Source organism: Vibrio sp. 10N.222.49.A3 (assembly GCF_041475145.1).
Lineage (GTDB): Bacteria > Pseudomonadota > Gammaproteobacteria > Enterobacterales > Vibrionaceae > Vibrio > Vibrio tasmaniensis_A.
This window is the reverse complement of the sequence record NZ_JBFRVM010000118.1, coordinates 1-13,605: the sequence shown is the minus strand read 5'-3', so window position 1 is coordinate 13,605 and position 13,605 is coordinate 1. Positions and strand designations below refer to the sequence as shown.

10 protein-coding genes are annotated in these 13,605 nt (G+C 45.4%); 3 read left to right on the top strand and 7 right to left on the bottom strand.

Going from position 1 to position 13,605, the window contains the following annotated elements; translation table 11 throughout:
• The coding region (locus tag AB4589_RS18935; RefSeq protein WP_372101501.1) for a hypothetical protein at positions 1 to 309 on the top strand (309 nt) is incomplete at its 5' end.
• A gap of 746 nt (positions 310 to 1,055) precedes the next feature.
• Here AB4589_RS18935 and pheT read toward each other — a convergent pair.
• The 7 genes from pheT to AB4589_RS18900 form a co-directional block, all read right to left on the bottom strand.
• Complete coding sequence (gene pheT, locus AB4589_RS18930) at positions 1,056 to 3,458, bottom strand: phenylalanine--tRNA ligase subunit beta (RefSeq protein ID WP_372101500.1); 2,403 nt, start codon at positions 3,456 to 3,458, stop codon at positions 1,056 to 1,058.
• A gap of 18 nt (positions 3,459 to 3,476) precedes the next feature.
• The gene (gene pheS, locus AB4589_RS18925) at positions 3,477 to 4,460 is read right to left on the bottom strand and encodes a phenylalanine--tRNA ligase subunit alpha (protein ID WP_004734764.1); all 984 of its coding nucleotides are present in this window, start codon (positions 4,458 to 4,460) and stop codon (positions 3,477 to 3,479) included.
• Between the two features lie 218 nt (positions 4,461 to 4,678).
• Positions 4,679 to 5,788 (bottom strand): GGDEF domain-containing protein, encoded by a 1,110-nt coding sequence (locus tag AB4589_RS18920; protein WP_372049397.1) that lies wholly within the window; start codon positions 5,786 to 5,788, stop codon positions 4,679 to 4,681.
• A gap of 203 nt (positions 5,789 to 5,991) precedes the next feature.
• Positions 5,992 to 7,224: a hypothetical protein gene (locus tag AB4589_RS18915; protein ID WP_372101497.1), complete on the bottom strand. Its 1,233-nt coding sequence runs from the start codon at positions 7,222 to 7,224 to the stop codon at positions 5,992 to 5,994.
• Positions 7,225 to 7,233: 9 nt separating this feature from the next.
• On the bottom strand, positions 7,234 to 8,055 hold the full coding sequence (locus tag AB4589_RS18910) for an outer membrane lipoprotein-sorting protein (RefSeq protein WP_372101495.1): 822 nt from the start codon (positions 8,053 to 8,055) through the stop codon (positions 7,234 to 7,236).
• A 44-nt stretch (positions 8,056 to 8,099) separates the two neighbouring features.
• A complete protein-coding gene (locus tag AB4589_RS18905) occupies positions 8,100 to 10,643 on the bottom strand; it encodes an RND family transporter (protein ID WP_372101493.1) in 2,544 nt (847 codons plus the stop codon).
• A 120-nt stretch (positions 10,644 to 10,763) separates the two neighbouring features.
• The gene (locus AB4589_RS18900; RefSeq protein WP_009847004.1) at positions 10,764 to 11,549 is read right to left on the bottom strand and encodes a TetR/AcrR family transcriptional regulator; all 786 of its coding nucleotides are present in this window, start codon (positions 11,547 to 11,549) and stop codon (positions 10,764 to 10,766) included.
• 554 nt (positions 11,550 to 12,103) lie between these two features.
• Between AB4589_RS18900 and AB4589_RS18895 the strand changes: the two genes are divergently transcribed.
• Together AB4589_RS18895 and AB4589_RS18890 are read left to right on the top strand one after the other, a co-directional pair.
• Positions 12,104 to 12,883: a hypothetical protein gene (locus tag AB4589_RS18895; protein WP_372101491.1), complete on the top strand. Its 780-nt coding sequence runs from the start codon at positions 12,104 to 12,106 to the stop codon at positions 12,881 to 12,883.
• Positions 12,804 to 13,580, top strand: coding sequence for a hypothetical protein (locus AB4589_RS18890; RefSeq protein ID WP_009847007.1), 777 nt, complete (start codon positions 12,804 to 12,806; stop codon positions 13,578 to 13,580). Before AB4589_RS18895 ends, AB4589_RS18890 begins: the two co-directional genes overlap by 80 nt.
• The last annotated feature ends 25 nt before the right edge of the window (positions 13,581 to 13,605 follow it).

Here is a 13,605-nt window from a genome sequence, read left to right as displayed (position 1 = left end):
TGCTGGTGCGGATCAGTTTGGCTGTTACTTCATTACCTAGACATTTCAAGCCTCGACGATGACGAGAAGCTACTTATAAAGTCAAATGCGAAAGAACACCCCAAACAACAAGAAAGTTTCCTCAAGGTTAAACTAAAACAGCATGTTAGTGGTTTTTCATATTGTAATTTACAACCTCGTGACTTTTTACCTAAAATATCTACAGCTTTAAAAAATGCAGAAAAATTATGTCCCCCAGATAGTGGTTGGGAGGGAGGGCCTTTTACTCAAATACCCAAGCTAATAAATGCTTTACCAGAAATAAATTAATCGACAGGCTCCTAGCAGGAGTCTGATTGGTATATTTGCTTACATATGATCAAGGAACTAATCTAATATTTTAAACAGCCAACTCACAACCAGTAATTTTGTCAATACTTCCACGTCGACATCAGCTTGAATGTAAAGTAATGCTATTCCCGTGAGCACTTCTTGAGAACTGACTAGATGATCTGTTGACAACTAGAACTGACCTCTTTTCATATTAAACCCAACCCACTCCGCAGGCGACGACAGTTCGAGCTTTTTGAACATCTTAATCAGCCTCCTACATTCTTTTGGTGTGTGCTTTCCCTTGTCCCACTCTTTGGATATTCTCACACTTTTGAAACAAAATTCTGCTGCTTCAATCGATAAGCCTCACCCAAACTCAGGAAAAATATAGTTTTAATTATTTCGTGATACTTCTGATTAACTCTCTCAAAAGTGAGAGAGCTTATAGGCATATCGGTTGCATTAAACATAAGGACGCAAAGGACGCAAAGTACAAAGGCGTATTGACTGGCAATGTTCGACTTGTAGTAATGAATTTATGTCTATTTCTTCCATCTCAGGCACAGCGATGAGCGGTATCTGATTGCGTTTAAGGATACTAAAAATAATCCGGCGGGTAGATTCACTCCATAAAGCTAAACTCACTTATATCCAATTATGAATTGGCACGTTAATCCTTACCCAACAAAAACAAAAAGGCCTCGCAATGCGAGGCCTTTGGTTTTTCTATCTATCAGAAGAGATTAGTCGCGAAGTGCTGCGCCGAATTTCTCTGAGATTGAAGCTACGATAGCATCTACTGAACCAGCGATGTCTGCATCTTCAAGTGTGCGCTCTACAGACTGTAGGCTAAGTGCGATAGCTAGGCTCTTCTTACCTTCTTCAACGCCTTGACCAACGTATACGTCGAACAGTTTAGCGCCTGTTAGGAATTCGCCACCCGCTGCGATACACGCTTCTACGATGTCGCCAGAAGCGACTGCTTCATCAACAACAACGGCGATATCACGACGGTTTGCAGGGAACTTAGATACGGCTACTGCTTCTGGAAGCACGCGAGTATTGATAGCAGCCCATTCGATTTCGAATACGATAGTGCGGCCGTTAAGACCAAACTTACGCTCTAGTTCTGGGTGAACAGTACCAATGATACCCACTTCCCTTTCTGTTTCTAAACCAGCGTCTACTACGATAGCCGCAGTTTGACCTGGGTGAAGTGCTGGGTGCTTCGCTGCTTTGAAGCTGTATGCGATTTCGTTTGCAGAAAGCTCAAGAACTGCTTCTAGGTCACCTTTAAGATCGAAGAAATCTACAGTGTTAGTTGCAATGTCCCAGTGCTCTTCGCCACGAGTACCAGAGATAACGCCCGCAAGCATCATTTCTTGGCGCATGCCGTTTTCAGCAGTTGCTTCAGGGATGAAACGTAGGCCTGATTCGAATAGACGAACGCGAGACTGTTGACGCTTCTGGTTGTGAACAACTGTGTTTAGAAGACCTTGGATTAGGCCAAGACGCATTGCTGACATGTCCGCAGAGATTGGGAATGGCAGGATTAGCGGCTCAACACCAGGTACAACAAGTTTTTGCTGTTCTGGTTCTACGAAGCTGTATGTGATTGCTTCGTGGTAGCCACGGTCTACAAGAAGGTCACGAACGCGCTTAAGCGGTTGGTTAGCTTCTTTGTGGTCATTCATTTTAAGTGCCGCTTTAGGCGCTTGGTTTGGAATGTTATCGTAACCGTAGATACGACCTACTTCTTCAATTAGGTCTTGCTCGATTGCGATATCAAAACGCCAAGATGGAGACGTTGCCGTCCAACCAGCATCAGTGCTTTCAACTTCACAACCTAGGCGAGTAAGAATTTCCACTACGTCTGTAGATGGGATTTCGTGACCTAATAGGCTGTCTAGCTTAGCGCGACGTAGAGCAACTACGTTTGCTTTAGGAAGATCAGCTTCAGATTCGCTGCCGTTTACTGGAGCAACTTCACCACCACAGATTTCAACTAGAAGCTGTGTTGCACGCTCCATTGCTGCTGCTTGTAGCGTTGAATCAACACCACGTTCGAAACGTAGAGAAGAATCTGTGTGAAGGCCGTAAGCACGTGCGCGACCACGGATATGATCCGGTGCGAAGAATGCAGCTTCAAGAAGAACGTCAGTCGTTTCAGTAGTAACACCTGAATCTTGACCGCCAAAGATACCAGCGATTGCTAGTGCTTTGTTGTGGTCAGCGATAACAAGTGTGTTGCTGTTTAGTTCAGCTTCGTTGCCATCTAGAAGTGTTAGCTTTTCGCCCTGCTCTGCTAGACGAACCACGATACCGCCTTCGATCTTAGCTAGATCGAATGCGTGCATTGGTTGGCCTTGCTCTAGCATCACGTAGTTTGTGATGTCTACAACTGGGTCGATTGAACGGATACCACAACGGCGCAGTTTTTCTTGCATCCAGATTGGAGATTCCGCTTTCACGTTTACGTTCTTAACCACACGGCCAAGGTAACGTGGACAAGCATCAGTTGCTTTGATTTCAACAGATACTGTGTCTTCAATGCTTGTTGCAACAGCTTCAACTGTTGGCTCTGTAACGTCTGCGCGGTTTAGTACGCCAACTTCACGAGCAAGGCCACGGATGCTGAAGCAGTCTGCGCGGTTTGCTGTTAGGTCTACGTCGATAGTTACGTCGTTAAGCTCAAGAAGCTCACGTACGTCCATACCTAGTGTTGTGCCTTCTGGCAGCTCAAGGATGCCGTCAGACTCTACGTCGATACCTAGCTCAGAGAAAGAACAAAGCATGCCGTGCGATGGAACGCCACGTAGTTTTGCTTTCTTGATTTTGAAGTCACCAGGAAGTACTGCACCAACTGTTGCTACTGCTACAGTTAGGCCAAGACGACAGTTAGATGCACCACATACGATGTCTAAAAGTTCTTCTTCGCCGATATCAATTTTAGTTACTTGTAGTTTGTCTGCGTCTGGGTGCTGACCGCACTCAACCACTTTACCTACTTTAACGCCGGTGAATTCACCAGCAACAGGTTCTACATCGTCAACTTCCAAACCAGCCATAGTGATTTGGTGAGCTAGCTCTTCGCTGTTAATTGCAGGTTTAACCCACTTGCGTAGCCAAGATTCACTGAATTTCATAGTTTTGACTGCCCCGGATTACTTGAATTGTTTAAGGAAACGAAGGTCGTTCTCGAAGAACGCACGAAGGTCATTTACGCCGTAACGAAGCATCGTTAGACGCTCTACACCCATACCGAATGCAAAACCAGAGTATTTCTCAGGGTCGATGCCAACAGAGCGAAGTACGTTAGGGTGAACCATGCCACAGCCTAGAACTTCTAGCCATTTGCCATCTTTACGTTTCACGTCAACTTCAGCTGAAGGCTCTGTGAACGGGAAGAATGAAGGACGGAAACGCACTTCAACTTCTTCTTCAAAGAAGTTACAAAGGAAATCGTTAAGAATGCCTTTAAGTTGTGCGAAGTTTACGTTCTCATCAACTAACATACCTTCCACTTGGTGGAACATTGGCGTGTGAGTTTGATCGTAGTCGTTACGGTAAACACGACCCGGAGCAATGAAGCGAAATGGCGGTTTGCCGTTTTCCATCGTACGGATTTGAACACCAGAAGTGTGCGTACGTAGCATTAGATCAGGGTTGAAGAAGAAAGTATCGTGATCAGTACGAGCTGGGTGATCGTCTGCGATGTTTAGTGCATCAAAGTTGTGGAATGCATCTTCGATCTCAGGGCCAGACTCAGTGCTAAAGCCAAGCTCACCAAAGAACTGTTCGATACGCTCAACTGTGCGAGTAACTGGGTGAAGACCACCGTTCTCAATGCGACGACCTGGTAGGCTCACATCGATAGTTTCTTCAGCTAGTTTCGCTTCAAGCTCTGCACGTTGTAGTGCGTCTTTGCGAGCTGCGATCGCTTGTTGAACAGCACCTTTCGCTTTGTTGATCTCTTGACCAGCAGTGCGACGCTCTTCAGGTGGAAGTTTACCTAGGCTTTGTAGTTGAAGAGTTAGTTCACCCTTCTTACCTAAATACTGAACTCGCACTTCATCAAGTGCGACTAACGAATCTGCTGTATCAATAGCAGTCGTTGCATTAGCAATGATCTCTTCTAGATGTTGCATCATTTCCTCATCTACCAGTTGGTAGTGTCCGTATCGGATGATTAGTTTTTTTAGATAGCTACACATAGTAATCAAACACGCTACCAATGCCAAATTGAATCGCTAAAAGAGCTAGTTATTGACTAAAAACACGGCAAATTTAACAGGATATTAATGAGGAATAGGAAGAAGTGGAACAATTACAGGTTCCACTCCTTAATTTGGAAATGACCTGAACGCTAAATCTGAATCGAACAAACGCTGTTCTTCCCCGCGTTTTTCGCTAAATAGACGGACTCATCGGCGGCTTTAATCAAATCGTTCATTGAGCCGAATTCTTCGGTTATTTCAGCGACACCAACACTAATGCTGCCAATCCAAACTTGATTACTGGTTTCAACCTCTAATTCAGACACTTTCTGTCGAGCGGTTTCCGCTATGTACATCCCACCTTTAAGGTCGGTGTCTGGGCAGATAACCAAGAACTCATCGCCACCTAACCGGCAAACAATATCATCATTACGGAACGTGTTTTTCAGTTCACGCGAGAGGGTTTTTAGCACCAAGTCGCCTGCATCATGACCGCTAGTGTCATTAATGCGCTTGAAGTGGTCGGCATCAATCATAATGCACACTAAAGGCATGCCAAGTTCTTTAGAGTCTTGCCAATGCAGCGCTAACTGTTTAAAAGCACTACGACGGTTATGCAAATTAGTGAGAGAGTCGGTTAATGACAGCTCTTCAAGTCTCTTGTTCGCTCTTTTTAATTCAGCCGTGCGTTCCTCAACTTTATCTTCGAGTAACTGGTTGAAGCGTAACAACTGCTTATTGCGTTCAGAGACTTGTTCAAATAAGCCTTTCAGAGCGGCTAATAAAGGGAGGGTTGACGAGTCTCGCTGCTTTTCTTCTGCCTCAAAGGCTTCTAGGGGTGTTGCGCCCTCTTCTATTGCGGCCATTTGTCGCGCCATGTTTTGATCAATGCCAAGGATGTGATAAGCAAGCCAATGGATCAAGAAATCCAGTAACTGCCGTGCTGACGACTGATCTTCTTCCAAGATGAAGGCTTGCATACTGTAGATATCTCGCATGAATACACGATGCACTTTGATGTGCTCTTCAATGTGTAACTCATACACACCGCAATCCCTCATCAAAGATTCTTCCTCTTTAAAGTGAAATTCGGCATAGCGTGTGAGATCGAGTAAAGCGACGTTAATGTCGTCAATAGAGATAGTATTCTCTGACAACAGGTTTCCGTAGTGGTTGATAAAACCAACAAGATATTGATGCTGTTCATCTACAACACCAATGCCTGTTTCAAAGTTTTTATCCCAATTAAATGAATTCATAAATCCCTTAAGGCCGATACCACCAGCACGATTTACATGCATATTCGGAGGTTATAGATATTCGAAAAAATATAACCATCTTACCTGTGGGTCTATTAGATTGTTTGATCCATTTTATAAAAAGAAGATATTGAACACTCTAAATATAACTCATCTTAAATTTGAGACGCCCCTTTTAACAAGAGCGCCTCACGAAGCTAACACTAGAAATAATATTCCAACGCCATCTCAACAAAATCATCCTTACGAGCGAAGAACAACAAGTCTTCTGGAGTTTCGTTCTCAAACAACCAAGCGTTGAGTCGCCACTTGAGGTTGTTATTGATGCGGCTTGAGGCTTCGAGCTTTGCACTGTAGACATCGCTGTTATCTAAGTCTTGAGTGATGCCTGTAAGCACTTCGGTGCCGTCTTCATCGTTCAAGGCGAAACGGGCACCAAGGAACACATCGTTTTGACCGATGGTTTGAGCGTTGTTACCTCGGCTGTCATACAGGTATTCAGCAATGAAGCCGATGTCCCAATACGATTCAAGCGCCCCAACCCATGTGTATTCAAAGCCTGTCGCGACGCCTGTGTGGTTGTCGTAGCTGTCGCGATAAATGCTTTCCAGCTTCCACAACCAATCGCCAATAATGCCTTGCACATCCAATCCGAAGTGCTGCATTTGCGCGTAATACGGCTTGAGTTCATTGCCCTCTACACGATAATAAGGGTCGCGATTTGTGCCGCCTAAATAGCTTAAACCGACATCCCAATCGCCGTACATTTGGCTATAGCGCAGCGCTACATCAACGTGCTTTTCTTCTCTCGAAGATTCGTAAAGCGCATCGTCCGATACAGGTACAGTCGACCTTAATCGACCGTCTTCCCCTGCAAAGGTACGCTCACGAAAATACGGCAGTAACATGGCATCAATGGTTCCCCAGTCTTTGATTGAGGTAAAGTGCACCATAGGCTGACCCAACTTAGATTCACCATCGACCGATTCAATGGCATCGGTTTGGTTTACCACATCCACCAAGTGCGCCGATTCAGTGACACCCCAGAACACCTTGCCAACACCTGCGCGCAGTTCGTAATCGTCCCAATAATTGAGATACAGAGCTTCACGAACGTCACCATGGGTACGCTCATCGTCTTCGCTGTCTAGGCGATAAAACGGGGTGAAGGTAAAGCTGCCGTTGCCCTCTTGTTGCTCCCAATAAAACTCTGGTTGCAACACCAGTGAGCTTTGCCCTTTATCTTGCCCTTGCAAGCCGTTGCTAAAGAACTGCCTGTGTTCGAGGTAAACCTGCCCTGCGAGTTCTGGGGTGACCTGTTCTACGAACTCAGAGCTAAAACCTGCCGCCACACATGGCAACGACACTTGCATTAGCCCAACTGTCGCCGCCAAGGTTAAAGATAACTGCGTTCCTGTTAACACAATCCTTTTCATATTCTTGCCTTACTTTGCACGTTTAAGTGTGTTTTTTTGAAAATCCTTGTCCTTAAGACCGGTCTGGAACGCTAAATCTGTCGTGGTTAAAACGGTGCTTTTGCCTGTTTGATGGTTTTGCATCGACATGGTGTGTGCGCGCCAGTATTGGTTTAGGTATTGTTTGTAGTCTTGGAACGAAAGGGTTTTCAGCAATGCGCCTTTACGGTCGTAAAACTCAACCTGAACGGGGCGGTAATATTGTTGGTCTAGCCATACCTTTTGCATGGTGTAGCCGGAATTTTTGTCGGTCGGAACCTGCTCCAAAACAAAGGTATCGACGCCTTCGATTTTGGCGTCTTCAATGTAGTTAAAGGTATACTTTCCTAACTCGAACGAGCTCAAGTCTTCGTAAGCAAACTCACTGCCCATAAACGGGCCCGATTTGTTGCGTGAAGAGATGCGTTTTACACGTTTCAATGCAGGCAGATACAACCATTGGTCATCCGATTTAGAGATGTGTGAATGGTTCAAGAAAGCCGTGCCTTTTACGTCGCGAGGCTCATCAAAAATCGTCAGCCCTTTGTCACCATCGTCATCCACTTCTAACGATTTCAATCGCATTAGGCGTGTGCTGCTTTCGCCTTGTTTGTTGCGAAGTAGCATTTCCATGGTTGCGACAGAATCACCCCACCCCATATCAACGGTTTTACGTTGCTCGGCAATCTCTAGGCCTTTCGCAGGGTCTGCTAATGCTGGGAAAGCTGCGAATGTGCCTATTGTTAACGTGCTGACGGTTAATGAGCTGACGGTAAATAATGTGGCAACGAATGTTTGTTTAACGCTTTTCATAAATATCTCCTTGAGTCAGCCCGCCGCAGCAGGCTGACGATTCTTTATTTAGTCGAAGTAGACAGTTCGCCAGTCGAGCTAGGCTGTGGCTTGGTGTCAGGCTTTGATTCGTGCTGAGGTTTATCTGCATAGTGAGTCTGTTTGTCGAAGATCATCAGCAAGCTTGGTAGCAAGATGAAGTCGACCACCAGCGCAATGAAAATCACAATCGCGCTGAGTAAGCCCATGTCGGAATTGAGTCTAAAGCTCGACATCGCCAGTACAGAGAAGCCAGCCACTAGCACAACCGTGGTGATCCAGAGTGCGCGGCCAACAGTGTGGAAGGCGTAACGAACGGCTTCTTCTGCTGATTTCCCTTCCATTCTGGCGCGTTGGTATTTACTTAAGAAATGCACTGCATCATCGACAACGATACCCAATGTAAGCGTGACCACGACTGACAGGCCAAGGTTGATTTCACCAGAGATCAACGCCCATAAGCCAAAGCCGATAATCGCCGGGGCAATGTTTGGCACTAAACTGATCACACCCAAGCGAACCGAGCGCAGTGCGAAGATCATCAGGCCAGAGATAAGCACTAAGGTGATTGGCAGAGTCGATAGCATGCTCGCCATGTTGGTTTCGCCAATGTGAGCAAACATCAGAGATGGGCTCGACGCGACTACTTCATATTGAGGTGCATTGGCTGCAAACCACGAGTAGATACGCTCTTCGAGTTCCACCAATTCCACGCTGCCTAAGTTGTCGACGGTGAGTACCATTTTGATCGATGATTTATCGACGTTGATTTGGTTATTCAAGTCCAAACCATAAGGCAGAGACATCTCATAAAGTAATAAGTATTGCGCGGCAAGTTCACGGTTAAGTGGCAGTTGATAGTAGCTGTCGTCATCACCGTGCATGTTCTTATTCAAACGCATGTAAACATCAGAAAGCGTTGCCACATGGTCGGTTTCTGGTTGAACGCGTAGCCACTCAGTAAAGTCACCAATCGCTTGCAAGAACACAGGATCAGCAATCGCTTGAGATTCGTTAGTTTTGACCGCAATACTGATGGTCGTCATACCACTTACGGTCTGTTCCATGAAGTCGGCTGCTTGTCTGAATTCGCTTGAGGTATCGAAATACTTCACCGATTCATCATTCACTTTGTTCAATGGAATTAACGCAGCAGCACCGACAATCACAAGAGTTGAAACAGGCAGCAGTGCTTTGCGGTTAGCAACGACAAAATCACCGAGCTTATCCATAAAGGTGACTTTGTCTGCCGCCTTAGGATTGGCAGATAGACGTTTAACTGGCAGCAGTTTTAACAATGCAGGCAACATAGTTACAGATAGGAAACATGCGATAAGTACGCCTAGTGCCGACAAGTTACCGAAATCACGCAGCACTGGAGAGTCCGACATGTTCATCATCAAGAAGCCGATCGCAGTGGTCACTGAGGTAATTAGAATCGGCATCGCATTGAGCTTGATGCTGTATTGAATGGCTTGTGCTTTCTCCGTCCCGCGTTGCATCGCTTGTCTCATGGTCACAATCACGTGAACACAATCAGCAACGGCAAGGGTTAGTACTAAGGTTGGAACGTTGACCGTTGCGGTGCTGAGGAACATCCCTGCCCAGCCAGACAAACCCATGGTGGCGACAATCGAAGAGATAATCACAACTAAGGTAGCCACCACACTAAAGAACGAGCGCAACATAAAGGTCAGGAACACCAACACCACCAACAGCATTAACGGCACGAGCGTTGAGCTGTCTTCTTGAGCCGACATCATAAAGGCGTTGTTCATGGCAATGATGCCCGCTTTGTGGAACTCGACGCTCGGGTAATCGGCTTGGTACTTGGCGATCATAGTATTGATAGCCGCGATCACTTCTTGCACTTCGGCGGTTTTATCCACTTCGGGCAATTGCACCGTCACGTTAACAATGGTCACGTCACCAGAGGCTGACACTAATGCGTTTTTAAGCAGTGGCTCGTTGAGGGCGATCTGTTTTACTTTGGCGATTCGCTCGGGCGTGTGCTCGTATTCTTCATACAGCAGGTCTTCGACCAAGAGGTCGTCTTCAACCGCTTCGGTATGCTGATAATTAGCCAGCGAATCGACACGGCTTGAGTACGGGATCTGCCACGCGTCAACCGTGAGGTTTTGAATTAATGTGAGGGTTTCTGGGGTGAAGACATTGCCATCTTCAGGCGCGACGACAATCGCGAGGTTGTCGGTTTTTGCAAAGGTAGTTTGGATCTCGTCAAACGCCATCAACTGTTTGTTGGTGCCTTCAAAGAAAATGTTGTAGTCCCCTCTAAAGTAGAGGTTCTTCGCCCCTAATGCAGAGAGAATGATGATTGAAAACACCACCAGCAAAACGATAAACGAACGCTTGGTCGGTATTGAGTGCCAACTGTTATCTAGATTATGAGCCTGTTGACCTGAGTTGGACGATTGACTAGTTGAATCAGGGTTACTCATTAAATCTGAGCTATTAGCTAAATTGGGCTTCTGGCTGTCATGTTCCATCACAGTCTCCATTTGTGACGATTCGTCATAGTTGTGTCTTAAAAAGCCAGCCGGAGCTGACAAAAGACACAATTCTTAGTCATACACTCAAGAAAACCAAAACCACACTAGGCAAACTTAAGTTTATGACGAATCGTCACTAATGGTTATTAATAAACCCACACGAGTGGGCTTAATGGAAGATTATCGACCTACTGACTCTAGGTAAGCGACTTCTTCACTGAACAGTTCTTGTTCTACACGGCGCCAGGTTTTGCGGTAATCCCAATCGCTAGAAAGGGGCTGCCAATTTAGGCCGTCTAGTAGCATGTTCGCGTTATGTAATACTGAATACGGGTCTTGTAACCGCTTGATACAATGACTGTTTGATGCGTTCTGAGACAAGGCATTTGAACCAAATGCGATTGACCAGTTAGCAAACACGATGGCATCTGAACCCACACCAGAAGAGAACTTAAGGTCACCGGCTTCTACTGCTCGGTTTACCATTGAATCGGCTTGTTCAATCACCAACTCTTCCAGTTCATTCATCTCGGTTACACGTGCACTAGACGCTTTCTCTAGTACCCACGGGCTTTTCGCCATGATCGCACAGGTTGATAATACCGGTTCCATGCGAGCATAGATTCGGTAAGCAACGTGCAGTGCGACAATCTTTTCACGTGTGTTGCCTTCAAACTCTCCAGAACGAGCAAACATCAATGCCTCGGTCTTTAAAGAGTGAATACACAAGGCTAAAACCACGTCTTCTTTGCTGCAAAAGTGATTGTATATCGTACCTTTAGAATAAGAACTTGCTGCCGTTAGCCTATCCATCGTGAGGTTTCCGAACCCTTGTTCTCGAACCAGATCTTTTGCTAACAACATCAATTCTACTTCTCGGTCTGCGATAGACTGCTGCTTTTTAGACAACACGCCTTTGCAACCAAAGATACCTTGTTTATCGCCTTTACAACCAAAGCCAAACATAATTTCTCAGTCCGTATTTGAGCTTAGCTATCATCTAAGCTTCGCCAGTATTTAAAACGCTCCTATCCAATATATTAACACGAATAGTAAATTCATGTAGTTAACCATTTTGTGACGCTTCGTCATTTCTGACTTATCGTCATAATAGCGCAAATATTGATCACATCAAGGTGTTTTATAAATTAAATACAACTTATGAATGGATGGATAAATAGGTCAATAAGTAGATAAAGAAATCATCAACAGTCACTAGAGAGGGAAGATAGGCGCTTTCATGAAGACAACACGAAAGATTAGAAGCTCATGCTTAACGTTAATAGACCACGTTATTTTAAGCCTTGGTGCAGAATCGGCCCCGAAAAAGACGGCCGTAAACCCCATCTTCAGCCACCTTCTGACCTAGAATGAATGAGTGTAGGCTTACTTTTTGGTGCAGACCTCTCCTTATGGTTAATATTTGGCTTACTAATGCCGTTTTCTACTAAGTTGCTATAAATTAGGTAAGGGGTGACTTACAATAGTGACAACGACTTACCTTTTTTGAGAACACGATATTGAGCGCCAAATATTCTTATTTAGCTTGGCAAGTGAATACTTCTAGCCCAGCAGAAAAGCTTGTTTTATTGATGCTTGCAGACGGTGCTGACGAATTCGGCTACACCAATGTGTGCTTACAAACAGCAGGTCAACTTTGTGCTCTCTCTACGTTTGGTTTAGCCGACTGCCTTAAGTGTTTAGTCGACCAAGGTTTTCTCGATAAGATAAAAGTAGATTATCGAGATCAAAAAGAGATTCACGTTTTCAAAATGCTCATTGAGCAAGAGCAAGCTACGGCGCACGTTGAGGTTCAACCGACCAACAGTATTCCTGTCTACTCTACGGCACCTGCACCTGCACCTGCACCTGCACCCAAGTTTCAGCATGCTCCGGCACCGATGCAACACATGCAGCATGCCCCTCGCCCACAAGGCCGAGGCTCAATGAACAGCAACACCGTATCTACTCATGATCTCAACGAAGAAGAGATACCATCATGGGCAGAACGTGCGTTTAAATTCTCCGGTTTGACCGGCGACCATAGTTTAGTATGGAAGAAATTTGTCCTCTGGTATAAAGCCAAAGCCAATGAATTAATGCCACTATCTCGGATTGAATCCAAGCTGCAGTACTGGCTAGTTAACGAGAAGCAAAATGAAAGACAACAACAGCAGAAGACCTCTCAATATTCAGGAAATGCAGGACAAGCTCAAGGAAATGGGTATAGACAAAAGCTTAGCCCATCTGAACGCTTCAGGCAGCAGCTCATTCAAAAAGGCAAAAAGCCAACCTTCTGAGCCAGCTTCACCTGTTGTTCCTGACTCTACAGGCTCTGTAGTACCTGAGGTTATTGAAGCACAGAGCACTGAAGTAGCGACACCCAATGCTGCTAGCACGGGTTCGTCTCAACAAGTGCCTGTTGTTGACCAAGATCCCGCTGAGTTGGAGCTGACCGATTGGTGTATCCATGTTTTCGGTTCTTTCTTGAGCGTGTACGAAACTCAGTGGGAATACCAATACGGTAGTGAGCCAAGCGGAAAGTTTCTTGAGTTTGCGCACTCTGTAGACTCAGACGGCCTTAATCGCGTGCTAATGCATTGTCATGAGCGTATTCAACTAGGCAACAGTTGGCCGCCGCAAATGGGTGAGCTTTGGATTCTAAAGGATTCATTAACAGAAGAAGAGCTGCTTGATAGCCGCATTCGCGTGTTGTCACGCACAGCTGTTAACAACATTGAAAAATGGCTTATCCAAAACAAGCTGTACGACTTGAAACGCACCGCGGAAAACAAGCTTGATGGCCTGTTTAAGAAGTACTATTTGGAAGCAAAACGTTTAGATGAGAAAGGCATGCTAGAAACTGAATTACCGCAGTTCCTTCTTGCTGCTAACTCCGTAAAGAACCTGAACGATTTAAAACGTGAAGAGTACGAAAGCCAACACGGCAAAGCGATTAACCCAAGAATTCAGAAAATTCTAAACAGTAAAAAGTAGCCTTCGGGTCTACGGTCTACGGTCT